The organism is Kosakonia sp. CCTCC M2018092 (assembly GCF_003864115.1).
Classification (GTDB): Bacteria; Pseudomonadota; Gammaproteobacteria; order Enterobacterales; family Enterobacteriaceae; genus Kosakonia; species Kosakonia cowanii.
The window spans coordinates 2,781,391-2,806,750 of the sequence record NZ_CP034225.1 but is presented as its reverse complement, the minus strand read 5'-3'; the positions used below and the strand labels follow the sequence as shown (position 1 = coordinate 2,806,750).

The following is a 25,360-nucleotide window of genomic DNA, read 5'->3' as shown; positions in this document are numbered from 1 at the left end:
GCATTACCCTGGTTGCAAATATCCCTTTGCGCTGCTGTTTTTAATAAATAGTTAAATAACTCTAATACTTTGGCATATGAAAAGCTTTTTCATAAAACCTTAAAAAATGTTGTCAGCCCTGTAAGGCCGACAAAAAGTAGATCATCAGAATAATCTTTCAACTCCTTCAGATAGTCATCATCGTTTTTTTTCAGTTTTGCAATAGCCTCTTTAGCGCTTGCAGCATCGACCTCGAAATGATGTTTTTTATAGCCTTTTCTTTTAAGAAGAGCAGCAGCTTCCTGATTTACACTCTCTTTAGTAAAGACTCTGGCATCTGATTCATTGTAATAAAATACATAAGCTTTCATTTTGTATCCCTTACATTTACTGGAGCAGGCTTAATTCTAAATTAATACATACACGCTCTATTATGCGCGCTATTTATTGTGAAATAACATAACTAATCATTTCATTCAGTTATTATTCATGCTGTTTTCAGCAGTTTTGTGAACGTACGCACGGTGACGCAGCAAGGTTACGTGAATGTTCGCTCTGCGCTCAGTTCTGTCGTGACCTCCCTTCTCACCATCGGCAAAAAGCCTGTGCGTTTTCGCTTGACCAAAGTAGAACGATCGTTCTACCATCAGCCCATGAACAAAAACATACCCAATACACGCGAGAAAATTCTCGCAACCGCTGAAGAGCTTATCTATCAGAACGGTATTCATGCCACCGGGATGAATTTGCTGGTGAAGACGTCCGGCGTGGCGCGCAAAAGTATTTATCACCATTTCACCAACAAGGATGAGGTGGCTGCCGCGGCGCTTAATGCGCGTGATGTGCGCTGGATGGCGTGGTTCAGGCGTGAGTGCGACAAAGCGGAGACGCCGCGCGAGCGCATCCTGAATATCTTTACCGTGCTTAAAAGCTGGTTCGAGTCGGAAGGTTATCGTGGCTGCGCGTTTATCAACACCGCAGGAGAAGTGGGGAACCCGGACGATCCGGTTCGTCAAATCGCCAGGCTGCACAAACAGAAACTGCTCGACTACCTGCTTGAGCTTACCGGGCAGTTAAATACGGATCAGCCATTACCGCTGGCGAGGCAGTTACTGATACTCATTGAAGGTGCCATCACCCTGTCGCGCGTCATGGGCGATTACCGCGCCGCCGATGAGGCAAGAGATGTCGCTCAGCTATTACTAAAGCAGATCCCGTAGCCGGGATCGTGGTTCCAAAAATCAAACACTCACCTGTCCACTTATGCTGGAGGCTCCACCATGTCCGATTCACCTATCCGTCCGCCACTGCCGCCGTTCACCCGTGAGTCAGCGCTTGAAAAAGTAAGGCTTGCTGAAGATGGCTGGAACAGCCGCGACGCCGAAAAAGTGTCGCTTGCTTACTCTCTGGATACCAAATGGCGCAACCGGGCGGAGTTTGCCAATAACCGTGAAGAGGCGAAGGCGTTTCTTGAGCGTAAGTGGAAAAAAGAGCTGGAGTACCGTCTGATCAAGGAGCTGTGGGCATTTGACGGTGACCGCATCGCTGTTCGCTACGCCTATGAGTGGTGTGATGACTCCGGTAACTGGTTCCGCTCCTATGGCAATGAGAACTGGGAGTTTGGTGAAGACGGGCTGATGCATCATCGCTACGCCTGTATTAATGACATGCCGATCAAAGAGAGCGAGCGCAAGTTCCACTGGCCGCTGGGACGTCGTCCGGACGATCATCCGGGATTATCCGAGCTGGGGCTGTAAGTGTCCGGGCATCCCTTACCGGATGCCCGTCCGTTATCGGCTGGCAGAAGCCGCAGGCCTGGAGGGTCAGAAAGGTTTGGTAGGAAGATACTTACCATCGAGGGTGATCACGGCGCGATGGCCGCCATCCGGATCGTCGACTTTTTTGATATCCAGCTTGAAGTTGATCGCGCTGATCACACCATCGCCAAATTTCTCATGAACCAAAGCCTTAAGAGTCGGCCCGTAGACCGACATCATTTCATAGAAACGGTAGAGGGTCGGATCGCCAGGCACTTCGCCCCTAAAGCTTCCGCGAATCGGCACCGTCTGTAACAACGCGATCTCATCCGCATTAAGATCGAGCTTCTCGCCCACCACGCGCGCAGCACTCTCCGGAAGAGGGTGCTGGCCGAGCAACGCGGCAACAACAAAGGCTTCAGAGAGTTCCGTGCCGTCAACGATCTCCGCATAGGAGAGGTTTTTGCGCGCCTTCGCCAGAATGATGGTTTCAGTAAGCACCTGGCGGGCACTCTGGGTAACTTGAGTCTGGATCATTATTTCATCTCCTGTTGATAGGTATGTCAGGCAACACGCCTGGTATGTTGGGAAACAGCATGCACATCCGGGTTCTCCGCAAGGGAGACGAATTCCCGGCCATTGAAGGCGTCAATGCGTCCGCTGCCGATGTCATATACCCAGCCATGCAGCGTGACGCGGCCCTCTTCAAGCGCCAGGCGGACAGAGGGGTGCGTCTGAATATTGGCAAGCTGCGCAGTCACATTTTCACGCACCATCGCCGCGACTTTCGTCGGCCGATCCGCATGCTGCCTCGACTCATTCACCACCTTCGCTGAATCAGCGTATCGCAGCCAGCTGGCGACGGCGGGCATATGATCCAGACATTGACAGGTGGCAATCGCCGTCATTGCGCCGCAGTCGGAGTGACCGCAGATCACAATGTCGGCGACCCTGAGGGCGGAAACGGCGTACTCCACGGAGGCGGTAACACCGCCTGGCTCCGGGCCATACGACGGCACAATGTTGCCGGCGTTGCGGATCACGAACAGATCGCCTGGCTCGCGCTGAGTGACCAGCTCCGGCACCAGCCGGCTGTCGGAGCAGGAAATAAACAGCGCCCTCGGGCTCTGCTGTGTAGCCAGCTCCCTGAATAGCGTGCTCCTCTCAGGAAATGCCTCCTGCTGGAATTTCAAAAAACCGTCAATGATCGCTTTCATCGTGCTTTCTCACTGTCGCTGGGTGTGGGACAAAGATTAAGCTCCGCTTTGTATAAGGTAAAAGTCTCATTTATTATGAAGTTTATTAGATAATCTAATGGAGGGGTTATGCTCGCCCGGCATATTCACTATTTTCTTGCAGTTGCAGAGCACCTTAGCTTTACGAAAGCGGCAGCGGAGCTGCACGTATCTCAGCCTGCACTTTCGCAGCAGGTAAAGTTACTGGAGGAGAGTCTTGGCGCTCAGCTGTTCGATCGCTCAGGGCGCTCGACGCGTCTGACCGACAGCGGAAAGATCTATCTGCAATATGCCCGTCGCGCGTCACAGGAGTTGCGTGAAGCCACCCGCGCCATTCATGACGTAAGCAATCTCAGCCGCGGATCATTACGCGTGGCGGTGACGCCCACCTTTACGACCTATCTTCTGGGGCCGCTGGTCGAAGCTTTTCACGCCCGCTATCCAAAAATCACTCTCAGCGTGCAGGAGATCGCCCAGGAGCATATCGAGGAGCGGCTTCTGGCAGGGGAGCTGGACGTGGGTATCGCTTTTGCGCCGGTGCACAGTCCCGATATTGAATCGGTGCCGTTGCTGGAGGAGACGCTTGCGCTGGTGGTTAGCCCCAGACATCCCTTGTCGAAAGAGAAATGTGTTGAGTTGCAAAGGCTTGGTGACGAGTCGCTTGTGTTACTCAGTACCGAGTTCGCGACGCGCGAGCAGATCGATCGTTACTTTCGCAAGCATCACATCACTCCACAGGTGCTGATGGAAGCCAACGCCCTTGGTGCGGTGATAGAGATTGTCCGCTGGACGCCGCTATCAACGTTATTGCCTGCGAAGACGGCATTTGCCCAGGACGATCTGGTGGCTATCGCGCTTGAGCCCGAGCGCCTGCAGCGTACGGCTGTTTTACTGCGGCGAAGAGACGGCTATCAAAGCTTCTCCGCCCGTGCCTTCACTGAACTGGCAATAGAGATTTCCGCCGGGCTAACGGCCTGAAACGCAGCCCGTTTATCGCGAACCCGGCGGATAGAATTTCTGCATCGTCATGGCAGATAAACGCCAGCCGCCGGGGCGAATATTCATCAGAAGCGATATGTCACAGTCAGGCTTCCGGTGGGGGACGCTTTGCGTTGTACGATGGGGCTATTACGCGCATCACCCGCCAGTTGCGTATAGCCTGCATCGGCGACCACGCTCCAGCTTTCGGTGAAGTTGTGCGTCCAGTCGAGATTGAGTGAACAGGCATAGATCCCCGAACCGGCGGTGTATTGCGTAAAACCCGATGCGGCGGATTGCGCGGCACTGACCCCGTAGTAAGTCTGCATATAATCATTTGTCCCCCAGCTGCTGGTCAGCCCCAGCGTCACGCTATTTTTCGGCGAGTGATAAAGCGGGCTGACGATACCAAAATGCAGCGCCGCGCCATTGTCGCGCTGGGAAAAGGGCACCTCAGCCTGCAATTGCGCACTCAGCCAGTTGGTCAACTTATACCCGAGCCCAACCACACCGAGCGCCGAGCCTTTCACATTACCCATTCCGCGCAAATAGTCGCTGCCGTCGCTCATGGTATCGCTGTCGACATTGTGATCCTTACGGCCAGTGCGATAGCTCAGCGCCGCGCTGTAATCGAGGTTGCCAAGGCTGTTGCCATAACCGAGGCCGCGCGTCGAGCTGACAAAGAAGCCGTTACGCATTGAGTAATCGAGCACCAGCGCCGTCGAGACGCGGTTTTCATCGGAACCGGAATAGCGCGGCGCAACACCCACACCGCCCCCCAGCGTTAAGGTGGTACCCTGGGGCGGTTCTGCCGCCAGGGTTGGGGTGGCGAGCAGCGCCAGCAGCGCGCCCGGCACGATGTTTTTCAGCGGGCGTCCGAGGAATGCAGGGAGGAACTTACGACGCGGTTCGGTGTTTCTCATTAAATACGTCCTTATGGAGTCATCTGATTACGAGTCACGCCTAGTTTGCATACCCACCCTAAAGTTCTCATGAGCCGAAAATGAAGAAAGCCTGAAGCGCGTAACGGTGAGATAAACCTGATAGATTTCAGCAACCGTTTTTTCTTCAGACGTTCTTCATTCACGCCTGGTAACGTAACTATTGTGAAAATTCTACTTATCGAAGACGACCTCGATCTTGGCAACGGCGTGCGCATTGCGCTTGCCGATCAAGGGCTAGACGTCATATGGGTTCGCCGCAAAGCGGATGCGCTGCATCAGCTCGATCTCTGCGTGCCGGAGCTGGTGCTGCTGGATCTCGGGCTGCCCGACGGCGATGGAATGAGCGTGATGGCGTACTTGCGCCAGCGGCTTAAAGGCATCCCGGTCATCATTCTGACTGCGCGAGGCACGCTGCAGGATCGCCTGAGCGGGCTGGATGCCGGAGCCGACGACTATCTGGTTAAACCCTTTGTGCTCGCCGAGCTGCTGGCGCGGGTGAGAGCCCTTGCGCGGCGCAGTTACGGTTTTGACAATGAGGTGATCGACATTCGCGGGTTGTCTCTTCATGTGCCGACGCGGCGCGTGACGGTAAGCGCACGCACGATTGAGTTGACGGCAAGCGAGTACGCGCTGCTTGAGACGCTACTGTTGCGCCCCGATCGCGTGGTGACGCGCCGCTTTCTGGAAGAGCGCGTCTTTGGTGAAAAAGAGAATATGAGCAACACCCTCGATGTGCATATGGGCAATCTGCGGCGCAAAATTGGCGAAGGGTATGTGCGCACGGTGCGCGGCGTAGGCTATGTCATTGATACCGTCCCGATCGAGAAGAGGGAAGGGTGATGGGAAATTTCTGGCGCAGCCTGAAGGCTCCGACGCTGGTACGCCGAGTTATCATCGCCCAGATGCTGCTGCTTACGCTGCTGTGGTGCCTCTTTCTCACCTTCATTTTATGGGAGGACTTACGCAGCCCGCCGATCCTCACCGGGAGTGAGACTTACGAAACCATCTTTACCATGGTCGATCATCTGGACGATCGCCCGCGGGAACGAACCGAAATGCTGGAAGCGTTCAGCCGGGCGTTGCGCGAGGGGTATGGCGGCGGTGACGATCCCGCGCTCTCCATCAGCCTTATTGTGCGCAGGGATCGCGCGATTATTTACGCCTCAGAAGGCGCGCCAACCGGGGTGACCAACAGCAGCTATGGCAAGCTGCAAAAAATCGAGAGCGAAGGGCGCAGCTGGACCAGCCGTACCCTGAAATCGGCAAATGGCAATACGGAGGTTACTCTGGTCACGCCTGCCGGTAGCTGGAACTTCTTTATCTACCTCAACTCGCGCGGCTACTACATCCTGCCGCTGCTGGTCTGCATCCCGTTTCTGCTCTTTCCCGCCTGGCTGTCGATCCGCATCGCCATGCGCCCCTGGAACAGGGTGGTCAGCGAGATTGCCTTACGCACGCCGGAGGATCACTCGCCCTTAAACGCCGTGCCAAAACATAAAGAGCTTCGCCAGATGGTGGATGCAATCAATGACTTTCTGGCGCGATTGCGGGAAAGCACGGAGAGGGAGCGGGTGTTTATTGCCGATGCCGCTCACGAACTGCGCACTCCGCTGGCGGCGATGCGCATCAACGTTGAAGCGTTGCAGGGCTATATCAGCAGCGAGCGTCAACAGGCGTTGCTGGCCGGGATTATTCGTAGCAACAGCCGTGCGGCACGTCTCGTCAATCAGCTTCTTCTGCTGATGCACAGCGAAGCGCGCACCGACACGGTGATGGCCCCCGTGCCGCTGACCTCGCTGATCCAGGATCGCATGGCGGCGCTGTCGCCGCTGGCGGCTGAGCGGCGGATCGAGCTGGAGTTTTACGCCGATGAGGAGTTCTGCATTGAGGGTGTCAGGGAGCGCCTGATGTCGCTGATTGATAACGTTATTGAAAATGCGATCAAATATAGCCCGGAGGGCGGGCGGGTTGAGGTCGCGGTGAGTACGTGCGAGGCATTCACGCAGCTTCGCGTCTCTGATGCCGGCCCCGGCATCCCCGTCGAGCTGCGCGAGCGCGTCTTCGACCGCTTTTTCCGCGATCCCAATCAGATGCAGAGCGGCAGCGGGTTAGGGCTCTCCATCGTCAGGGCGGTGGCGCAGCAACACAACAGCCGCGTTAGCTTAAGCACCTCTGAAGAGGGCGGATTGGTAGTGACCGTTGAGTTTCCCGGCCACACCGTCGCCTGAAAAAAAGGGAGCTGCTTCACAGAAAATCATGCATACGCCATTCATCTATCGCTGAAGTGCTCACGCTCACACCTGTCAAAATGATGTCGGGAAACTGAACATTATCACCATCTACACGCCATTAACTCCCACTGGATCTGGCTGGCTTTTTGTGAAGTGTGAGACGTAAGCACTCAGGCATAAAAAACCAGCCGTATATGGCTGGTTTAGTGAGCGAATTTTGTTCGGTAGAAGAGAATTTAAACTCCTGCACCCGGATACCAGAATGCACTCCTCACCTGAGCATCAGCCTGCAACTAAGCACCCGCAATCTCCCCTTAATGTCTTACTGCTTGCCCTTCACGTAGACAAACTGTCCATACTTAAAGTTGTCGCCGCTCCGCTAATTACTCTGGAAGCATTATCCCTGAAAGCTCAGCACAGATATGGAGCAGACGATCCTGCAATGCAGCATTGTGCGCCTGTGGATTGGCGGTCATACGTTTCAGATGGTAGAAATATTTCCCGGTCACATCGGCCTGCGGATCATGACTGGCGGCAAGCCAGGCCTGAGTAAGATGTGCCTGGTTCATATCATCAGGGGCTCCCGGGCCGCCCATCTTTGTCGGCACCCATCCGGGTTCAAGACAGTTGACGCGCACGTCCCGCCAGCGACGGGCTACGGCAAAGGCCAGCATAGCGTCATGCAGTTTGCTCTCTGCATAGGCATCAGATCCATTCCAACGACGCTTGCGCCAGAGTATGTCTTCAAGGTTGGCTCCCACATGATGATGCATACCGGAACTGAGATATACGAGGCGCTGCGGACGTTCGATCAACGCGGTGAGAATGTAAGTCGAGAGTGTGTTGATCGCGAAAACATGCGGTAGCCGGTCGCTGGTCACTCTACTGGCTTCACGGTAGCCAACCGCAGCGTTATGGATCACCGCATCGAATCGCCCCAGTTCGTTGACACGTGATGCTGTTTCCTTCGCCCCTGCGATCGTTTCAAGGTCACCGACGACGATCGCTTCGGCCTGGGGTAAAGCGCGTCGGGCATCTTCCGCACGGGAAGCATTACGTGCGTGTAGTACAACCCGGTGTCCCTGTTGGGCCAGCAGTTCGGCAGCCATCAGACCCAGGCCCGTGGACGAGCCGGAAATGAAAATACGAGACATATGACTTCTCCAGATTATTGCGCCGCCAGACTCAACTGACGGCATTAAGTGATGTTCAGAAGTGCGGACGACGGGAAACGCTCGCGAGCAGCGCGCCCAGCAGCGCACAAACCGCGCCAGAGAGATAAACGGCGGCATAACTGAATTGGCCGGCGATCAGACCGGCTGCTGGGCCGGAGATACCATAGGCAATATCAAGAAAGGCCACGAAAGCACCCATCGCGCTGCCGCGGTTGGCTGGTGGCACTCGCCTGAGCGCTTCGACACCCAATGCCGGGAAAACCAGCGCACAGCCCAGGCCGGTCACCAGAGCACCAGCAAGCGCTATCCATTCATTTGATCCCAGCCACAACATCGCCTGTCCGATGGCTTCAACCACCAGGGACCAAATCGCAACGCGATAGCCGCCAATCCGATCAGGTAGATGTCCGAAGACGAGACGGACGAAAATAAATCCGAGACCGAAGGCCGTCATCACCACTCCTGCGTTCTGCCAGTGATGTGCAGAAAAGTACAACGAGGCAAAGGCAGTGAGCCCGGACAACCCGACGCCCTGGAGCATCAGCCCCAGCCCTTCGCGCCAGATGCGTCCGACCACGCGATAGAAGGGCAATCGTGCGCCGCCCGGCGATATATACGAGACAGAACCCAGAGCAATCAGCGCAGCAATAACCGGTGAAGCGATGCAGGCCATCATCGCCACCGCGAGGCTGTAATGCTGATACAGCGCCATGCCAATGGGAGCGCCAATTGACAACGCCGCGAACATGGCAATACCGGTCCAGGACATTGACATCCCGGCGCGCTGAGGACCCACCGAGGCAATCGACCAGGACACACATCCCGTCACGAACTGACTTTCACCAAAACCGGCCATCAAACGACCGGCAATGACGAGGCAGAGGCTGGCGGTAGGCGACATATCTGTAGCGGAAGCCACCAGATACAACGCGCCTGCCAGCGTCGAGAGGGTTGCGCCCTGCAGTGCAGAACGCTTGCCACCCTGCTGGTCTGTTACACGTCCGGCGTAGCCGCGGGTGAGCACCGTAGCCAGGAACTGGACGCCGATCACCAGTCCCACTACGAGGTTACTGAAGTCAAGATGACCATGGATGAACAATGGGATCACTGGCAATGGCAGTCCGACTGCCAGATAACCAAAGAACAGTGCGGCGATAACGCCCGATGCGGGGCGCGGAAGAAGCGCTGGTGGGGTGTTATCCTTCGCAATCCGCTTTACGGCGACGGCTGGCATGAAAGTCTCCTGTGAAATAAGACGTAAGGGTGTGGAACGGCCCGGTACGACGGGCCGCTCTGTTATCAGGATGCGGTAAAACGATCGATTTGATAGCCGCTGGCTTCGAGCAGATAGTCACGGGAAGCGGTGATATCAGCGTTAAGCGCCGCCAAATCTACGTTAATCAACTGCCCCCCACGCTTGCGCAACTCACCTGCCACCATCACGGTGTCAACATCAGAGCGTTCAATAGCCTGCACCACCGTTCCGGTTACGTTGGTTACCGGGAAAACAGCAACCCCTTTGGTTCGTACCATAATGATGTCGGCCTGCTTACCTGGTGTAAGCGTGCCAATCCGATCCTCTAGTCCGGCTGCGCGTGCGCCATTGATGGTAGCCGCCTCAAGTACTGCCTCGACCGTGATAGGTGCTGGCACGCTCTCTTCGCCATGGAAGCGTCGATAACGCATTGCCGATCGCTGTTGTCCGAACAGTGCGTGCATTTCTCCAAACAGATCGCTGCCAAATGCGGTATCCAGGTCGATACCCAGCGCCGGTGTCAGACCATGGTCAATGGCCTGTTGGTAAGCAAAGCTCTCGTCGTCGAAGCCGAATAAGGCATCCGAACGGGGATTGACCGTGACGTTGACTCCAGCCCCGGCCAGAAGCTTCCATGTCTCCTGCGGAACCCGTGAGCAGTGATTAAAAATGTTATGCGCGCCAAGCACTCCCGGTTCTGCAAACTCAGGACCGAGCTTCGCGAGATCGCCGATGAACTCAGTCAGAATGCGCATGTCAAGCTCGCGCGCGACCCCCCACCAGTCCAGTTTGAGCTGACCAAACAGACCAACATGCACAAGGCTGTCTGATTTATTCCAGTTTTGTGCGAGCCGATACAAATCGCCCGGCAGATGTGCAGCTGAAGCTTTCTTGTCCATCGCCGCGCCGACCATGTGTAATGCGCGGATGCCGCTCTCTTTAAGGGCATCAAGGGCAGCATCGGTGTGCTCCGGGCTGCGCGAGTTGTGGCAGGCATCAATAATGGTGGTTATACCTGCGTCCAGTGACGCAGCTGCAGTGAGCTTTGTGCTCAGGTACATGTCCAGCGGACGGTAGTGCGCGCCCAGCTGATCTGCGACAACATCAATGTAGGAAAACAGATCATCCACGTTGGGCATCATGCGGCGCATTACACCAAGCCACATATGGTGGTGAGCATCAACCAGGCCAGGCATAACAATATGGTCGGCGGCGTCGATAATGTGGGCGTCATCCGCCTCCAGAGACGGGCCAACAGCAGCTATTTGGTCACCCTGGACCAGAACATCGCCCACAGCGAGATTGGGGACATTGTCATCCAGCGTAAGGATGATGCCGCCTTTGAAAAGAGTACGTTTCGTTGTCATATCGTGTTCCTTAGGGTTAATAAATAGTTGTCGTTGCGGCTCCGATAAGCGGGTGACCCGGGATCAGGGCGATTCGTAACGACATGGCCGACACGATAGATTGCGCACCACCTTTGATAAAGGTACTCTCACTCAAATTATTTTTGCTAAAAATCAAAGATGGTGTCATATGAGCTTTGACGGACGACTGCTGTCAGGATTGAGTGTGTTAGCTGCTGTAGTAGAAGCTGGTAGCTTTAGCCGTGCGGGTGAAGTGCTGGGCCTGTCCGCTTCTGGCGTTAGCAGGTCGATAGACAGGCTCGAAGAAAGGATCGGTGTACGCTTGCTCAATCGCACGACGCGTACCTTGCATCTGACGCATGAAGGAAGAAATCTATATGAGCGCGCGGCGCCACACCTGGACGGTATTGAGGTGGCTGCGAGCTATGTATCTGGAGCCGCAGTCGCGGTGCGAGGTGCATTAAGAGTTAGTGTAAACCCGATATTTGCCCGCTATGTTCTGGCACCAAACCTGCCTCTTTTACAACAACGCCATCCGGAGCTTGAACTGACGGTTGTGCAACAACCGGATGTAGGGGATCTCGTTACCGAGGGAATTGATATTGCCTTGCGTTTTGGTCCCCAACCCCCTTCAACCATCACTTCAAAACTGCTTCTTAAGACTCGTGTGCTGACTGTAGCATCGCCGGAATATCTGGCACGGCGTGGGCGACCGGACAGGCCGGAAGAACTCGTCAATCATGAGTGCATCCAGTATATCGATCCACGCAGCGGCAAGCCCTTCGGTTGGGAATTCAGACGCGGCAGGGAAAGGCTTACAGTAGAAACTCAAGGCCATCTGATTACAACAGATGTCGATCTCATGGTGCAGGCTTGTGTAAGTGGCACAGGTATTGCGCAAGTGCTTTCACTAAGTGTCGGGCAACTGATTAATGACGGAGTGCTTGTTGAACTATTTCCGCAATGGCCTGGCGAAACCTATCCGCTCTATGTCACCAGGCCCTCGCGTCGTCTGGCACCTGCAACAGTTGAGGCATTTCTCGATTTTTGTACTGAAATATGTTCAAACCTGGATGCAACCTGATTCTGCTCTGTCAGGTTAATCTCTGGAGATAAAGTGCAGGTTGTGAAAACTTGCAGCACAGCCCATTTATCACCCCTGTAAAAATGGCACGAACGGAAAGATGCCACCCCGCCTCCTCATGTATATCTCCCTTCACAGAAAAAAGAGGAGATGAAGATGCTGAAAGGTAAAAGAGCGGTTATTACCGGCGGTGGTGGCGGATTTGGCCAGGCGCTCTGCGTATGGCTGGCGCGAGAGGGCGTTGAGGTCGATTTTTCCGCGCGGCGGGCTGAGGATATTCAAAAAACCTGCGACATCATTACCGCGGAGGGCGGCATCGCCAGAGGGTATCTGTGTGATTTAGCCCAGCCTGAATCCCTCTCTCACTTTTCTGATCGGCTGTTAGGGTCAGACAAGCCTATCGACATGTTGATCCTCAATGCTGCGCAGTGGTTGTCAGGCACCTTAGACGAGCAGCCTGCGGCAGACATTATCACGACTATCAATTCTGGCGTGACCGGGTCGATTCTGCTGACGCAGGCGTTGCTGCCGGGGCTTCGGCGATCAGAGAGCGCGGATATCGTCGCCATCATCTCCTCATGCGGCATCCCGAACTTTACGGACTCCATTGCCCACCCCGCGTTTTTCGCCAGCAAACATGGGCTTAGCGGCTTTATCACTAAACTGTCGCAGCAGCTTAGCGAAGAAAATATACGCGTTACCGGGCTCTATCCACCCGATTTTGAAGTGACAGGATTAGACGCGCTTGCCGGGAGTCAGGCGAAAATGGGCGAGCGTCTGCTGAATGGGCGTTCGGTCTGGGAGACGATGCGTTTTGTGCTGACGCAGCCGCGGAGTTGCCATATCGGCCAGATTTACTTCCAGGGCCCAACCCGCGAAGCGCTGCAACCGTAGCGCTTTCACGCTATGCAAAAGGGAATCGAATAAAAAACCGGGTTGGCACGTTTATACGCTAAACACCCCTGGGATTATCAACATGACGCGTATCGTGCCTGCCATCGCTCTCGGATTTCTGCTCAGCACCTTTTCGGTATATGCCAGCACGGCTGACTACCGTATTAATTCGCAGAAGACCACCATTACTCTCTCCTGGCAGGCATTTGGCGATATGTCACAGGCCAGGCTGGGAAATGTCAGCGGGGATATTGCCCTCAATGCCAACAACGACAGAGACGACACTGTCCATGTTGCCATTCCGGTGGCGACGCTGAATGCTTCTAATCAGCTGTTAACCTGGCAGATGAAAAGCAGCCTCTTTTTTGATGCTGAACGCTACCCGAACATTACTTTCACCAGCAGCCGCGTGGTGGCTGTGGGGCAGGGCCATTATCGGATCCTGGGCACTCTGGCGGTGAAGGACATCGCGCGCCCGGTGATTCTGGATGCCTTACTGAGTGATAAAACCAGCGGGCCAGAGAGCCTTTCCCTGCATGCAACAACTACGATTTCACGCTCGGCGTTCAACATGACCCGTTTCTCTGCGCTGGTTGATGACAACGTAACAATCACTATTGCGATTCAGGCCCGCCTGCACCGGGCCGTCTGAGCACGCCTTTGACTATGAAAGCGCCGCCTGCAGGGTGAGCGCGTTTTGCTTCAGTTGGGACGTGGGGTTGCGGCCAATCAACACAAACTGGTAACCGTCTGCATGCCACCAGACGAGGTTCATCTGGTGACGCTGCTCGTGATTCAGCTCCGTGTGCGCGGGCTGGCTGTCCGGGGAAATACAGAGTGCCATCGGGCCATAATCGGCATGCATCCAGGCGATCTGCGCAATGGAGGTGGTGTCATAGCGCAGGATGCGCACCATTTTTAGCTCTGCTCCATGCAGTTCAAGTTGTTGCTCATTCGCCCGTAAACCGATGTCCTGCGCAGTGCGTGCCAGCCCGCGCTGCAATGCGGTGGGCGAGCTGTCTGCATCAAGCAGCGTCTCTGCGCTGTAGAGCGACATATATTGCGCCTCAAGGTCACGAATTTTTTCGCTCTCTCCCAACCTCTTCGTTGCAGGACGCGCCAGATAGCCCAGCCCGGAACCGATCACCAGAAAACTGAGCGAGGCTGCGATTAGCGCCCGTCGGCTGACGCCATTGGTCTTCGGTTCAGTTGCCGCGGGCCCGGCGAGCAGGGTGGCGAGTTGTGCTTCCATACGTGACTGCGGTGCTTCATTCAGCAGTGGCGCAAAAGCGCTGGCAATCTCTTGCTGATTGGGCCTTAACGCGTCAGTGCGTGCGGTGAGCTTTGCATCCTCAGCCAGTGCGGCCTCGAAGCGCCGGGCATCGCTTGCCTCCATTTCGCCATCCAGCCAGGCGACGATCGCCTCATCGCTGTAGGGTGCTGTAAATCTGATGGATTTCACTCTCGCTTCTCCTGTACAGGTCGCGGGGCGTGAACAAGCTGGGCGAGTTTCGCCCGCGCCGTCGCCAGCCGACTCATGATGGTGCCAATCGGCACAGACAAGGTATCTGCCGCTTCCTGATAGGTAAAACCTTCGACATAGACCAAAAAGACCGCGTTGCGCTGCGCTTCCGGCAGGTCGCTGACGTGCTGCATGATTTTTCCATAGTGCAGGCGAGCTTCATCCTGCTCATGGGTATCCGGCGCCAGCAGTTCATCACTTTCGACGAAGCCCTGCCCGAGGCGCACCCGGCGGGCACGCACATCTGAAATCCAGATGGAGTGCAGGATGGTGAATAACCAGCTGTCGATGCGCGTGCCGGGGGTGAACTGCGCGCTTTTTTCCAGCGCGCGCACACAGGTAGACTGCACCAGCTCTTCGGCAACCTCACGATTACGCGACAGAACCAGCCCATAGCGCCACAGGCGTGTCAGATATTCAGCAAGATGCTGGCGGACGTCACTGCTAGTGATTTTTTTATCCTCATACCTTTACTCAGGATTCAGCATTGCCGTTAATCGCCGCCTCGAGATCCCGATACTCCTCGCAACTCTGCCCGCAGAGTGTGGCGATGGTTTTCAATTGCGCTTTCGCCAGGTCACGACGCCCTTTGATAAGCCACGCTTCACCCAGATATTCGCGCACTTTGGCATAAGTGGGATCGAGGGCGATAGCGCGCTGATAATAGCCGATCCCCTCATCCGTACGCCCCAGTTTGCGCGTGGCGTAGCCGCGATAATTCCACGCTTCAGCCGTATCGCCATTTTTCAGCGTGTTGAGCAGATTCAGCGCGGCCTGATACTCGCCTTTTTTTGCCAGATGATAGGCGTAACGGGTTTTATCTTCATCACTGAGCTGGCTTGTTTTTTCGGGCACGCACTGCTTTGTCGAACTGTCATACACCTGCCCGGTTGGGCAATCGGGCGTTTTGCTGTTGCTGCTATCGTCCCCGGCGGCAAAAACCGGCGCGCTTAACAGAACAAAGGCCACAGGCAGCAGGCGTTGAATCATCGCGATAGGTAATTTCATGGTGGACTCCAGGTTAACGAAAAGCACGGCCGGGCAGCATGCGACGCAGTACGCCGTCCCGTAACAGGTAGTGATGGAAAAGCGCGGCGAGCGCATGCACAAGTGCCAGTGAGATCAGCGCCCACGCCACCGTGTCGTGCCACTCAGTAAGGGTATGCCGCAGGGTGGGGGTGATCTCCACCCAGCCTGTCAGGTCGAACAGACCAAAAAACTGGAAAGGCTCGTGCTGCGACCAGCGGAAAAGAAACCCGAGCACGATTTGGGTAAAAAGAAGCAGATAGAGCGCGCCGTGCATGCCATGCGCGAGCCCTTTCGCCAGAGTAGAGCCTTCAAGCGGCGGCATCGAAAACTGGCGAGAGCGTTGGCTGAATAGCCGCCAGAGCGGGCGAACAACCATCACCAACGCCAGCAGGATGCCACAGGAGATATGCACGGCCTGCAACCCTTTTCGCAGCGGCGTCCCGCGCTCCAGCAGCTCCCAGATATGTGCGCTGGCAAAGAGGAAAATGACGCTGGCTGCGGTGATCCAGTGCAGTATCAGGGTAAAACTATCGTAGCGCTGTCGTGTCAGCGCCGGTGTTGTTGCGGTCATAAAGCGATTCCATCAGTCTGTTGATGATGGGTAAACGCCACACCCTGTGGATCTATTCGATAAAAAATGTTTTTTGCTTTTACCCAGACGAGCGGCGCTAAAAAGAGGCGGCTGTCACGCAGCAAAACAGCGAAGCGGTGCAGTTTGTTGTTGTTTAGCGCCAACTTTGCCACCATGTGCCTCCAGATACCTGCTGTTGCAACGCGCTGAGCGGTAATGCCGACCTGTTCTGTTACGAGGACCTCATATGAGCACTTTTCATCAACTTACCGCCACCAGCCTTGGCGGACAGCCTGTTCCGATGGCCGACTACGCGGGGAAGGTGGTGCTGGTCGTCAATACCGCCAGCCATTGCGGCTTCACGCCACAATATGCCGGCCTCGAAACGCTCTACCAGAAATATGCCGCGCAGGGGCTGGTGGTGCTCGGTTTTCCCTGCAACCAGTTTGGTAAACAGGAGCCCGGCAGCGCGGATGACATCGCGCAGACCTGCCACATTAACTACGGCGTCAGCTTTCCGATGTTTGCAAAAATCGAGGTTAATGGCGCCGCCGCGCATCCGCTGTTTCGTTATCTGAAAAAGGCGCTGCCCGGCGTGCTGGGAGAGCGAATTAAGTGGAACTTCACCAAGTTCCTGATCGGCCGCGATGGCAAACCGATTAAGCGCTTTGCGCCGTTTACCAAGCCGGAGAAAATAGAAGCCGCCATTGTTGCTGCGCTTGAAAGCTGAGTTTAGCGCTTAGTTGACGGTGTCATTTTAGTGTGCGGGGGCACAGGGAGGGGAGGCAGGCGAGGGGCGAGAAAAGCTTCCGCTATATGCCAGAAGTGGACGATGCGTTGAGTTCCTTTTTAAGTGTTAATCGTCACATAGTTCACAGCGTCCAGCACGTTGCATCTCGTTGTGATTTTATGGTGTTTTACTTAAGTTCTTTAGTTAATAGCGGGTTATATTTTATTTCACTCAAGAGATAGAACAGCCTCATGTATCCTTTTAGTATTTCGTGAATGATTTACTTGCTTAAATGGCATACTCCTTTTTATATTTCAATCATATATCTATGTGCTAATGACAAGATGTGACACTCCTGGTGGATATAATCACGCTTTGAAAAAAAAACGGGTCAATTACTCTTCGACCCACTGCAACGAATAAGGAGAAATTTGTGAGTAACGTCAACACTTTCCTTAAGGAAAATTTATCTTCAGTAAGCAAGAATGTTTTTGTGGCTCCTGGTATCCCTGAAAAAAAACTGAATAACGTCGCTAAAGCATTCAATGTTGCGGATAACTTGAATACTGTGCTAGCCATTTATGACAATACGGTATTTGGTAGCGCAAAAGATGGCATCGTTTTTACCGGTGAAAAACTGGTCATAAAAGAAGCTTTTGAAAGTCCTTGTGACTTGTTCTACAGCAATATTGAAGCAGTAGAATATATAGAAGATGTCACGATAAATGATAAAGGCAAGGAGAAGCGAACAGAATCTGTTTCCCTCATACTAAAAAATGGCGAGGTAAAACAAATCAAAGGTTTGATGGAGTGCAACTATAAGAAGCTGAGCGACGTTCTTAAGCATACCATCAGTGACTTTGATGAGTTCAAAGAAGAAGATCAGCTCATCACACTTGCCGAAATGTCAGAAGCTCTCAAAGTGGCTTATGTCAAAGTCATTGTGAACATGGCGTTCTCAGATGATGGTCAGGTTGATAAAAAAGAATTTGCCGAAATTCTCTTGTTGATGACCCGACTTGAGTTAACGACTGAATCCCGGTTTACGCTGCGTAGCTATGTCGGTTCAGAATCCAGTCCGATACCGGTTGAAGAATTAATTGCGATCATTGACCGGGAATGTGTCCCAAGCCATAACAAATCAATAAAAGTCTCTCTTGTTAAAGACCTGATTAGCATTTTCATGAGTGTTAATGACGGTGAATATAAAAAATTCCCGTTTCTTCAGCAAGTGCAACCCTTGCTGAGCATAACTGATGAAGAAATAGAACTCGCGGTAATGGCTATTCAGCAAGATTTTAAGATGTTACGGGAAGATTTTTCCGATGATGCGCTGAAACGCAGTATGAAAGAACTTACGGCAAAAGCAGGTGCGGTAGGTGTGCCACTCGCTGCTGTCTATCTCTCTGGCTCTGTCATCGGTATGTCCGCAGCGGGCATCACTTCTGGCCTTGCAACACTTGGACTTGGTGGCGTGCTGGGTTTTTCAAGTATGGCAACAGGTATCGGTGTTGCGGTGTTATTAGGCGTAGGTGCCTATAAAGGGATTCGTCATCTTACAGGTGCCAATGAACTGGATAAAACCAAGCGCCGGGAACTCATGCTTAATGAAGTCATCAAGCAGACACAATCCACATTGTCCGCGCTAATTAATGATCTAAATTATATTTCTGGAAAGTTTAACGACGCCCTGGATGCGCATAATCGGCAAGGAGAAAAAATTCTAAAACTCCAGAAGATGATGAATGCATTGACCGGTGCGGCAAATGAATTGAATAAGAAGTCTAATAAAATGCAAAACAGTGCACTCAAACTTAAGTGCCCTGTTTATCTTGATGAGGCCAAACTCAGTTCGCTGACCCGAGAGCCCATCAAAAAACAATTCCATGATGTTGTTCTTTCATTCTATGAAGAATGTATTGTTGAAGAGCAAAACGATGGGAAGAGTGTTGAAGTGAAAAAACTTAAGATCAAAGAAAACGCTTCCACTCAGCAATTAGAAAAACTTGCCGCGATCTTTGAAGGCATCGGCTATTTCAGAGCGGGGGATGTTATTAAAGGCAAACTGACTGGGCTATTCTCATAATGAAAAAAACGGATACTCAGGTATCGGCCTTGCTGGTGCAGAAGCACCAGCTTGAACAAAGCGAGCATCAATTGGGTGACCTTGATGCTGCTCTAGAAGCGCTTAACGCTTTGCAAACCGATAACGATGCTGCTTTAGATGAAATGATTTTGGCTATGGATGGTGTTCTGGAACACTCAGGTATCACGTTTGATGAGGATATCCACACAACTGTTTCCAGTGAATTCAGCGATTACCTTGAATCCGGTTTGACCACGTCATCGTCCAGTATCAGTAAACTGTCGATGATAGAAACAATAGCGTTCACCAGCGATATGGACTGGGAAACGTATTCCCAGTCCATATCGCAGTATGCTCATAAACACAATATCGATTTAACAGTCGATCCGTTTAGCACCCTGATGTCTCCAACCCAAAGAATTGCTCTGGAAAAACGTATTCAGGAAGACTTTACCTTAAAGACTGCCCGCTGCGACAAATATGATTACATGATTGCTGGCACCTGTGGCGTTATTGGCGGACTTATCGATATTTTTCTGGTAGGCGCACCTGGTGCAGGAAAACTGACCCAGCTTGCAGATAATGCAGTGGACGGTGCCGTTGAGAAATTCGCTTCAGCCTTTGGATGGAAGGGCAGTTCAGAAGCAAGCGATTCGACAAAAAGCGCTATCGGTTTTCTGGAGAGAAAATTCAAAGTCAACTATGACCATCGGCATGGCGGAGATGTTGACGGTTTGTTCAGGATGAACACGAAGAATCACCATATTAAAAGTCTCGCCCACTCCCCGGACTTAGTCGGTTTATTTTTCTCGATCCTGGATCAATTTACCAGCACGGCACATTTTGTGGCAGACGGAAAATTGGTTTCCGTAGATACCGAGACTTTTGAGCTTAAAGGGAATAACGTTGTTTCTAAGGTATTTAGTGGTTTCGTAAACTGGCTGGGCCACCTTTTCTCTGATATGGCAGGTTCTTCCGGTGCAGCAGGCAGAGGCTCCGGTATCCCCATTCCTTTCTTTTCATTACTTCAGTTTATTAATGTGGGTGAATTTGGCCAGCATCGCCAGTCTTTCGCAACCGTCGCCGTCCAGGTTTTTGAGAAAGGGTATGACTTACGGCATGGATTAGCGATGGCGATCCCCGTCATGATTACTGAGTTGCTTGTGCGAATCACCTGGACGGTTAAACAACATTGCTATCATAAGAAGGCCTGGGGTGAATGTATTCCTTCTGCAAATAACCCTGAACTCAGGCGAATGTTGCTTGTGGCGCATGGAACCTTGTGTCTGATGGATGCAGGAGATGCGGCACTTCGTTCAGGAGGCGAAATGATTCAGTTCTTCCTGAGAACGAACCTCATCGGCTGGGCGAGGTTTGGAATTCTAGCGATTAAAGAACTCCATGTCTGGTATAAAGCAGGCGGAATTGATGCCAATGCTGTAGATGAATATATGGATCATGAACTTCGGCGAATGCTAAAAGCGGGGTAGCGTTACGGCCTTGTTGAATAACATTACGTTTGGGTGCCTGGCTGTAAGAAGCCAGGCAATGGCGTATCTGTCGACGCAATGCAGAAAAGGCGCCTTCATTGCGAAACAGAAATGTCAGGTGAGTTGCTTGACCGTCCTATGGCAGTTAAGTGCCAGAAACAGGTATTCAGGCTATCAAACGCTATCAACCTGAACAATAAATTAAGGTCTTCTGGCCAGGTAAGTAGTCCTGTGTTAAGTATGGAATACCGGGAAATGTCCAGATGCTGTCAGGAGCAATTATGAAGGGAAGCTGTCTGTGTAAGAAAATCCAGTATGAATGTGATGAGCTGGAAGGTGCAATAGTCAACTGCCACTGTCACACCTGCAGAAAAGCACACGCCGCCCCGTATGCGCCAACAGCTGGTGTTAAACGCGAAAATTTCAGATGGCTAAAAGGAAGTGAACACCTTAGCTCTTATGCTTCTTCTCCGGATAAACTTCGTCATTTCTGTTCAATCTGCGGCTCTCACCTGATGGCAGAAAGGCCTCATCAAAGCCATGTAATAGTACGTGTGGCAACACTGGATGAGCCACCTTCTTCTGCGGCAATTGCACATATATGGTGCTCTCATGACGTTCCATGGCTCAATGAAAATCAGGACACACCATATTACGATGAATGGCAGAAAAGCCGCTGATGATAACCGATGTTAAATTAACAGCGAGGTCCGCTGTTCGCTCATAGCAGACCTTCAGTTCCAGGAGCATGCCGGCTGGTTGCGCAAAGCGGGCATGACTCCTGCCAATCCGATACGCTACATTCCCTACCTCACGGCTCGCCTTCCCAGTAATCGACGCCTTTGCCCCTGAAATCGACCACCCTGAAGCCATCATCTTTCTGGTTTGTTGATTTCACTAAATATTTATCCGAATCCGGGTATTCGCACACTTCGGGCAACTCCATGGTGCTGACAGACATGTACATCAGCGGCAGGGAGGAGGTATTGATAATCTGATGCGGCCACGCTTTCCCGGGCGGAATTGTGATAACGTCTCCCTCTTCAATGGCAACCATCCGTTCGGCGATCCGCAGCGTGCCGTTCCCCTTCAGAATGATAAACATCTCCTCCTGAACGTGATGGAAATGGAAGGGCGTCGATCTTTTCCCCGGAGGAAGCGTATCCACAGAAGCACCAAGCTTTTTGGCCAGCGTGCCGGAGGTGAGCGAACCTCCCTCTGAGGCATAAAGTGGCTTTCGCTCAAAACGTACGTCATTTACTTTATTGAAGTTTTTTATGGTGAATGTATCGCTCATAACGTCACTCCATAGTTATCTGAGTTCAGGCTCAGTTTCTTAACGACAATGCCACCTTACCCGATCCGTTAATCTCTTCGCCTTATCCGCTTACTTCTGTACACGATCGGCGCTGTACGCTACCGCTTTCATCTTCTGCAACGCTTCAAGGCGTGTTTCCAGCGCGGCGTTGATATTCTCATAAGCCGTGCTGCCGAGCGGCAGGCGAAGCGGGGGGCTGGCAGCATCCGCCGCCGCAATCATCGCCGCCACACATTTTTCAGCATCTCCCTTAATTGCAAACTCGCCCGAAAATAGCGCGGAGCGCAGGGCCCCCGCTGGCGTATTACGGTAGGCGGGCAGGGCATCGGCAATATCCAGACCTGCACCGAATTGCGTCGCCGTCGGACCCGGCTCGACCAGCAAGAAGTCAATGCCGAACGCTGCCACTTCCTGGCGAACCGCTTCGACAAAGCCTTCAATTCCCCACTTGGTCGCATGATAGAGACTGAAATTAGGATAGGCGATCTGCCCCCCTTCTGACGAAACTTGCACAATGCGCCCGCCGCCCTGTTGCCGTAACAGCGGGATTGCGGCGCGGATCAGCTGAATGGAGCCGGTAAGATTGGTGGCGATCTGCCGCTCAATCTGGGCATCACTCAACTCCTCGGCGGCACCAAACAGGCCGTAGGCGGCATTACTGACCACCACATCGATGCGTCCCGCCTGAGAAAAAGCCGCCTCGACGGTTGGTTTTATCGTTGCCGACTGGCTCAGATCGAGCACGATGACCTGCAAAAGGTCGCCATACTTCGCCGCCATCTCTTCCAGCACTGCTCTCTTGCGCACACTTGCAACCACGAGATCGCCGCGCGCCAGCAGTGTTTCACATATCAGGCGACCCAGACCGCTGGATGCGCCGGTTATTAGCCAGGTTTTCATTATGCTTATCTCCGTTTGATAAAGTGGAAACAATCATAAAACGAATGATTGATGCCATAATCGCCCTGAACTGGAATGAGCTGGTGTGGAATATTCAACAATGAAGCGTCCCTCCTGGAACGAACTGTTAGCGGTAAAAACCGTTGCCGAACAGCGTAGCTTTAGCCGCGCGGCCGATCTGCTTGGGCTTAAACGCTCGTCACTGAGTCACACGATCAAAGGGCTGGAAAAGACGCTCGGTGTGCAGCTCTTCCTGCGCACCACCCGCAGCGTTGCGCTCACCGAGGCAGGGGAAATGCTGATGGCGCGCCTGTCGCCGCTGCTGGCTGAAATGGATGAGTTGCTAAATAATGTGAGCGCTAATGCGCAGCAGCCTTATGGCACGCTGCGCATCAGCGCCAGCGATACGGCCATAAGCCTGCTGCTGGAAACGGTATTGCCGGACTTTATCCAGCAAAAGCCGGGAATTGAAATTGATTTGGTGGCGCAGGGGCAACTGGTCGATATCGTCGAGCAGGGATTTGATGCCGGCATTCGTCTGATTGAAGATGTGCCGGGCGATATGGTCGCCATTCCTCTCAGCGGGCCGCTGCGTTTTGTGACGGTGGCCTCGCCCGGTTATCTGGCAGGGCGGCCGACAATTGCGCATCCGCAAGACCTGATGCAACACCGCTGTTTGCGCCAGCGTTTACCGGGCGGAAAACGCTATCACTGGGAGTATCAGCAGGGTGACGCGCAGTTCGAGCTGGATGTGCCGGGTAGCCTGACGCTGAATAACAGCGCGTTGATGATCGAAGCCGCCGTCGCCGGTCTGGGCATCGCCTACGTGCCGGAGCGCTATGCCCGCCAGCATCTGGACGCCGGTCAGCTGGTGATGCTGCTTGACGACTGGGCGGTGGCGTCAGCAGGAATCGCACTCTACTTTCCGCAACATCGCCATATGACCGTTGCATTGAGGCTTTTTGTCGACGGGGCCAAAGCGATGCATCGAGGATGAGCGGTAACCGATGTAACGACTACCCTTTGCCGCCTGATGTCATCCGCTGGCGGTGGCAATCCGCCGGTTCCACTTTTTTCCCCTCTGCGGAGCAGACACGTAACGGCTGCAAAGGCTGACCGCTGGTGTTATCCACCAGCACTGAGTGAACCTCTCCCTCGTTAAAGAGATAGCGCTCACCCCATTGCCGCATCGCCACCACAATGGGAAACACCGCGCGGCCTTTGTCGGTCAGGACATATTCACTGTAGGCGCTGCCATCGGAAGCCGGGCAGATCTCAAAGATGCCGTGCTCAACTAACAGTTTGAGGCGAGCGGCGAGAATGTTTTTTGCCAGCCCCAGATTTTTTTGAAACTCACTGAACCTGCGCACATCGTCAAACGCTTCCCGGATAATCATCAGACACCAGCGCTCACCAATCGACTCGAGGGTTCGGGCCACCGGGCATTCACTGGTTCTGAGGGATTCCTGTTTCGCCATTTCTTCACTCCCGGCATCTCTTTTGAGGAAGATGAGTATAAGTTCCGCGCAAACTGGTTGCAAAAGAAAACCTCGAATGCTATCTCTGTCGCTCTTGTGGTTTTAAAAAGCAACCAGAATAGGCGGGCGCGATGAGGCGTAAATTGAGTTTAGAGGCGGGTATCACGCAGGATGCAGGATCTGGCGCTGATCTGGTGCTAAAACCGGGCATGGTCTTTTTGTTCTCGCTGATAAGCGCGCTGTCGGTGGCAAATGTTTACGCGTCACAGCCTTTACTGGAATCCATCGCGCTGACGCTCAATATTCCCCAGGGGGTGATTGGCAGCGTGGTAACAGCCACCCAGGCGGGCTACGCGCTCGGGTTGATTTTTCTTGTGCCGCTCGGGGATGGGATTAACCGAAAAACCCTCACCATCACGCTGCTGTCGCTCTCGGCTACGGCACTGCTGGCGGCGGGATTAGCGCCCAATTTTGTCACTCTGTTGTGTGCGCTATTCTTTATTGGCCTGCTGGCGGTGGTGGTGCAGCTGGTGGTGGCCTGGGCCGCCACCCTGGCGGCACCGGAGCAACGCGGGAAGATTGTCGGCACGGTGACCAGCGGTATTGTGTTGGGTATTTTGCTCTCCCGCGTTGTCGCTGGCAGTCTGGCGGATATTGCTGGCTGGCGGGCGGTTTACCTGACCTCCGCCTGTCTGATAATGCTGATGGCTTGCCTGGTGGCGAAAACGGCACCCGCGCCATCCGTTGAGAAGCGCACCGCGACTTATCTCTCTCTGCTGCGCTCGGTTTTCAGGCTCTTTATCACCGAGCCACAGTTACGAAGAAACGGTGCGTTCGCGCTGCTTATCTTCGCTGCGTTCAGCATGTTGTGGAGCGCAATGGTGTTGCCGCTCACCGCGCTGTCGTTATCCCATACTGAAATCGGCTTGTTTGGCCTGGCAGGGGTGGCCGGTGCACTGGCGGCAGCGAAGGCGGGTGCCTGGGCTGACAGAGGCTGGGGGCGCAGCGCCTGCGGTGCCGCGCTGGTCGTGCTGACCTTCTCGTGGTTGCCCATCGCTGGCATCGAATCTTCTCTGCTGTGGCTGGTTGTTGGCATTATTATGCTGGACTTCGCCGTGCAGACGGTGCACGTAATCAACCAGAGCACACTCATCGCTGCCAGGCCAGAGGCCGCAAGCCGCCTGGTTGGCGCGTATATGTGTTTTTACTCGACGGGCAGTGCAACGGGCGCAATTGTTGCCACTCAGCTCTACGCACACTTTGGCTGGAGCGCGGTCTGCATAACCGGGGCAGGGGTCAGCGCCTGCGCGTTTCTGCTCTGGTGCATAAAGAGATAG

General features: G+C 53.7%; 29 protein-coding genes. 14 read left to right on the top strand and 15 right to left on the bottom strand.

Going from position 1 to position 25,360, the window contains the following annotated elements; translation table 11 throughout:
* Window positions 1-89: 89 nt before the first annotated feature.
* Window positions 90-350 carry a hypothetical protein gene (locus EH164_RS13415; protein WP_023481617.1) on the bottom strand — a complete coding sequence of 87 codons (261 nt, stop codon included), beginning with the start codon at window positions 348-350 and terminating at the stop codon, window positions 90-92.
* A gap of 282 nt (window positions 351-632) precedes the next feature.
* Here EH164_RS13415 and EH164_RS13410 point away from each other — a divergent pair, with 282 nt between their 5' ends.
* Together EH164_RS13410 and EH164_RS13405 are read left to right on the top strand one after the other, a co-directional pair.
* On the top strand, window positions 633-1,199 hold the full coding sequence (locus tag EH164_RS13410; RefSeq protein WP_124971448.1) for a TetR/AcrR family transcriptional regulator: 567 nt from the start codon (window positions 633-635) through the stop codon (window positions 1,197-1,199).
* 60 nt (window positions 1,200-1,259) lie between these two features.
* Window positions 1,260-1,736 carry a nuclear transport factor 2 family protein gene (locus EH164_RS13405; RefSeq protein WP_124968577.1) on the top strand — a complete coding sequence of 159 codons (477 nt, stop codon included), beginning with the start codon at window positions 1,260-1,262 and terminating at the stop codon, window positions 1,734-1,736.
* Between the two features lie 66 nt (window positions 1,737-1,802).
* On the opposite strand, the gene cynS is transcribed toward EH164_RS13405, so the two are convergent.
* Complete coding sequence (gene cynS, locus EH164_RS13400; protein WP_124968576.1) at window positions 1,803-2,273, bottom strand: cyanase; 471 nt, start codon at window positions 2,271-2,273, stop codon at window positions 1,803-1,805.
* Between the two features lie 26 nt (window positions 2,274-2,299).
* Complete coding sequence (locus tag EH164_RS13395) at window positions 2,300-2,953, bottom strand: carbonic anhydrase (protein WP_124968575.1); 654 nt, start codon at window positions 2,951-2,953, stop codon at window positions 2,300-2,302.
* Window positions 2,954-3,061: 108 nt separating this feature from the next.
* Here EH164_RS13395 and cynR point away from each other — a divergent pair, with 108 nt between their 5' ends.
* Entirely contained in the window at window positions 3,062-3,949 is an 888-nt protein-coding gene (gene cynR, locus EH164_RS13390; RefSeq protein ID WP_124968574.1) for a transcriptional regulator CynR, read from the top strand.
* Window positions 3,950-4,035: 86 nt separating this feature from the next.
* Here the strand turns inward: cynR and EH164_RS13385 are convergent, their stop codons facing one another.
* Window positions 4,036-4,872, bottom strand: coding sequence for a MipA/OmpV family protein (locus EH164_RS13385; protein ID WP_124968573.1), 837 nt, complete (start codon window positions 4,870-4,872; stop codon window positions 4,036-4,038).
* A gap of 183 nt (window positions 4,873-5,055) precedes the next feature.
* On the opposite strand from EH164_RS13385, the gene EH164_RS13380 reads away from it, so the two are divergent.
* Window positions 5,056-5,733 (top strand): response regulator transcription factor, encoded by a 678-nt coding sequence (locus EH164_RS13380; protein WP_124968572.1) that lies wholly within the window; start codon window positions 5,056-5,058, stop codon window positions 5,731-5,733.
* Window positions 5,733-7,121, top strand: coding sequence for a HAMP domain-containing sensor histidine kinase (locus EH164_RS13375; RefSeq protein ID WP_124968571.1), 1,389 nt, complete (start codon window positions 5,733-5,735; stop codon window positions 7,119-7,121). The genes EH164_RS13380 and EH164_RS13375 overlap by 1 nt, the downstream gene beginning before the upstream one ends.
* A 386-nt stretch (window positions 7,122-7,507) precedes the next feature.
* On the opposite strand, the gene EH164_RS13370 is transcribed toward EH164_RS13375, so the two are convergent.
* From EH164_RS13370 to EH164_RS13360, 3 genes are all read right to left on the bottom strand, one after another.
* Window positions 7,508-8,278 carry an SDR family NAD(P)-dependent oxidoreductase gene (locus tag EH164_RS13370; RefSeq protein WP_124968570.1) on the bottom strand — a complete coding sequence of 257 codons (771 nt, stop codon included), beginning with the start codon at window positions 8,276-8,278 and terminating at the stop codon, window positions 7,508-7,510.
* Between the two features lie 55 nt (window positions 8,279-8,333).
* Window positions 8,334-9,533, bottom strand: coding sequence for an arabinose transporter (locus tag EH164_RS13365; RefSeq protein WP_124968569.1), 1,200 nt, complete (start codon window positions 9,531-9,533; stop codon window positions 8,334-8,336).
* 65 nt (window positions 9,534-9,598) lie between these two features.
* The gene (locus tag EH164_RS13360; RefSeq protein WP_124968568.1) at window positions 9,599-10,921 is read right to left on the bottom strand and encodes an amidohydrolase family protein; all 1,323 of its coding nucleotides are present in this window, start codon (window positions 10,919-10,921) and stop codon (window positions 9,599-9,601) included.
* Between the two features lie 100 nt (window positions 10,922-11,021).
* Between EH164_RS13360 and EH164_RS13355 the strand changes: the two genes are divergently transcribed.
* From EH164_RS13355 to EH164_RS13345, 3 genes are all read left to right on the top strand, one after another.
* Window positions 11,022-12,005, top strand: a complete 984-nt coding sequence (locus EH164_RS13355; RefSeq protein ID WP_206430676.1) for a LysR family transcriptional regulator — start codon at window positions 11,022-11,024, stop codon at window positions 12,003-12,005.
* 156 nt (window positions 12,006-12,161) lie between these two features.
* Window positions 12,162-12,899, top strand: coding sequence for an SDR family oxidoreductase (locus EH164_RS13350; protein WP_124968567.1), 738 nt, complete (start codon window positions 12,162-12,164; stop codon window positions 12,897-12,899).
* Between the two features lie 82 nt (window positions 12,900-12,981).
* Window positions 12,982-13,551 carry a YceI family protein gene (locus EH164_RS13345; RefSeq protein WP_124968566.1) on the top strand — a complete coding sequence of 190 codons (570 nt, stop codon included), beginning with the start codon at window positions 12,982-12,984 and terminating at the stop codon, window positions 13,549-13,551.
* Window positions 13,552-13,563: 12 nt separating this feature from the next.
* Here the strand turns inward: EH164_RS13345 and EH164_RS13340 are convergent, their stop codons facing one another.
* Genes EH164_RS13340 through EH164_RS13320 form a run of 5 tightly spaced genes read right to left on the bottom strand, consistent with a single transcriptional unit; the run spans window position 13,564 to window position 16,197 of the window.
* On the bottom strand, window positions 13,564-14,361 hold the full coding sequence (locus EH164_RS13340; protein ID WP_124968565.1) for an anti-sigma factor: 798 nt from the start codon (window positions 14,359-14,361) through the stop codon (window positions 13,564-13,566).
* A complete protein-coding gene (locus EH164_RS13335; RefSeq protein WP_124968564.1) occupies window positions 14,358-14,873 on the bottom strand; it encodes a sigma-70 family RNA polymerase sigma factor in 516 nt (171 codons plus the stop codon). The genes EH164_RS13340 and EH164_RS13335 overlap by 4 nt, the downstream gene beginning before the upstream one ends.
* 22 nt (window positions 14,874-14,895) lie before the next feature.
* Window positions 14,896-15,429: a tetratricopeptide repeat protein gene (locus EH164_RS13330; RefSeq protein WP_124968563.1), complete on the bottom strand. Its 534-nt coding sequence runs from the start codon at window positions 15,427-15,429 to the stop codon at window positions 14,896-14,898.
* A 13-nt stretch (window positions 15,430-15,442) separates the two neighbouring features.
* On the bottom strand, window positions 15,443-16,021 hold the full coding sequence (locus EH164_RS13325) for a cytochrome b (protein ID WP_124968562.1): 579 nt from the start codon (window positions 16,019-16,021) through the stop codon (window positions 15,443-15,445).
* On the bottom strand, window positions 16,018-16,197 hold the full coding sequence (locus EH164_RS13320) for a hypothetical protein (protein ID WP_124968561.1): 180 nt from the start codon (window positions 16,195-16,197) through the stop codon (window positions 16,018-16,020). Before EH164_RS13320 ends, EH164_RS13325 begins: the two co-directional genes overlap by 4 nt.
* 71 nt (window positions 16,198-16,268) lie before the next feature.
* Between EH164_RS13320 and EH164_RS13315 the strand changes: the two genes are divergently transcribed.
* The 4 genes from EH164_RS13315 (at window position 16,269) to EH164_RS13300 (ending at window position 21,007) form a co-directional block, all read left to right on the top strand.
* Window positions 16,269-16,751: a glutathione peroxidase gene (locus EH164_RS13315; protein ID WP_124968560.1), complete on the top strand. Its 483-nt coding sequence runs from the start codon at window positions 16,269-16,271 to the stop codon at window positions 16,749-16,751.
* Window positions 16,752-17,184: 433 nt separating this feature from the next.
* A complete protein-coding gene (locus EH164_RS13310; RefSeq protein WP_124968559.1) occupies window positions 17,185-18,837 on the top strand; it encodes a hypothetical protein in 1,653 nt (550 codons plus the stop codon).
* The gene (locus tag EH164_RS13305) at window positions 18,837-20,327 is read left to right on the top strand and encodes a hypothetical protein (protein ID WP_124968558.1); all 1,491 of its coding nucleotides are present in this window, start codon (window positions 18,837-18,839) and stop codon (window positions 20,325-20,327) included. The genes EH164_RS13310 and EH164_RS13305 overlap by 1 nt, the downstream gene beginning before the upstream one ends.
* Window positions 20,328-20,608: 281 nt before the next feature.
* Window positions 20,609-21,007 (top strand): GFA family protein, encoded by a 399-nt coding sequence (locus EH164_RS13300; RefSeq protein WP_124968557.1) that lies wholly within the window; start codon window positions 20,609-20,611, stop codon window positions 21,005-21,007.
* Window positions 21,008-21,138: 131 nt separating this feature from the next.
* Here EH164_RS13300 and EH164_RS13295 read toward each other — a convergent pair whose 3' ends face one another.
* A complete protein-coding gene (locus EH164_RS13295) occupies window positions 21,139-21,624 on the bottom strand; it encodes a cupin domain-containing protein (RefSeq protein ID WP_124968556.1) in 486 nt (161 codons plus the stop codon).
* A gap of 90 nt (window positions 21,625-21,714) precedes the next feature.
* Window positions 21,715-22,545 (bottom strand): SDR family oxidoreductase, encoded by an 831-nt coding sequence (locus tag EH164_RS13290; protein WP_124968555.1) that lies wholly within the window; start codon window positions 22,543-22,545, stop codon window positions 21,715-21,717.
* A 100-nt stretch (window positions 22,546-22,645) separates the two neighbouring features.
* Here EH164_RS13290 and EH164_RS13285 point away from each other — a divergent pair, with 100 nt between their 5' ends.
* Window positions 22,646-23,542 carry a LysR family transcriptional regulator gene (locus EH164_RS13285; protein WP_124971442.1) on the top strand — a complete coding sequence of 299 codons (897 nt, stop codon included), beginning with the start codon at window positions 22,646-22,648 and terminating at the stop codon, window positions 23,540-23,542.
* Window positions 23,543-23,561: 19 nt separating this feature from the next.
* On the opposite strand, the gene EH164_RS13280 is transcribed toward EH164_RS13285, so the two are convergent.
* Entirely contained in the window at window positions 23,562-24,023 is a 462-nt protein-coding gene (locus EH164_RS13280; protein ID WP_124968554.1) for a helix-turn-helix domain-containing protein, read from the bottom strand.
* A gap of 131 nt (window positions 24,024-24,154) precedes the next feature.
* Here EH164_RS13280 and EH164_RS13275 point away from each other — a divergent pair, with 131 nt between their 5' ends.
* Entirely contained in the window at window positions 24,155-25,360 is a 1,206-nt protein-coding gene (locus EH164_RS13275; RefSeq protein ID WP_124968553.1) for an MFS transporter, read from the top strand.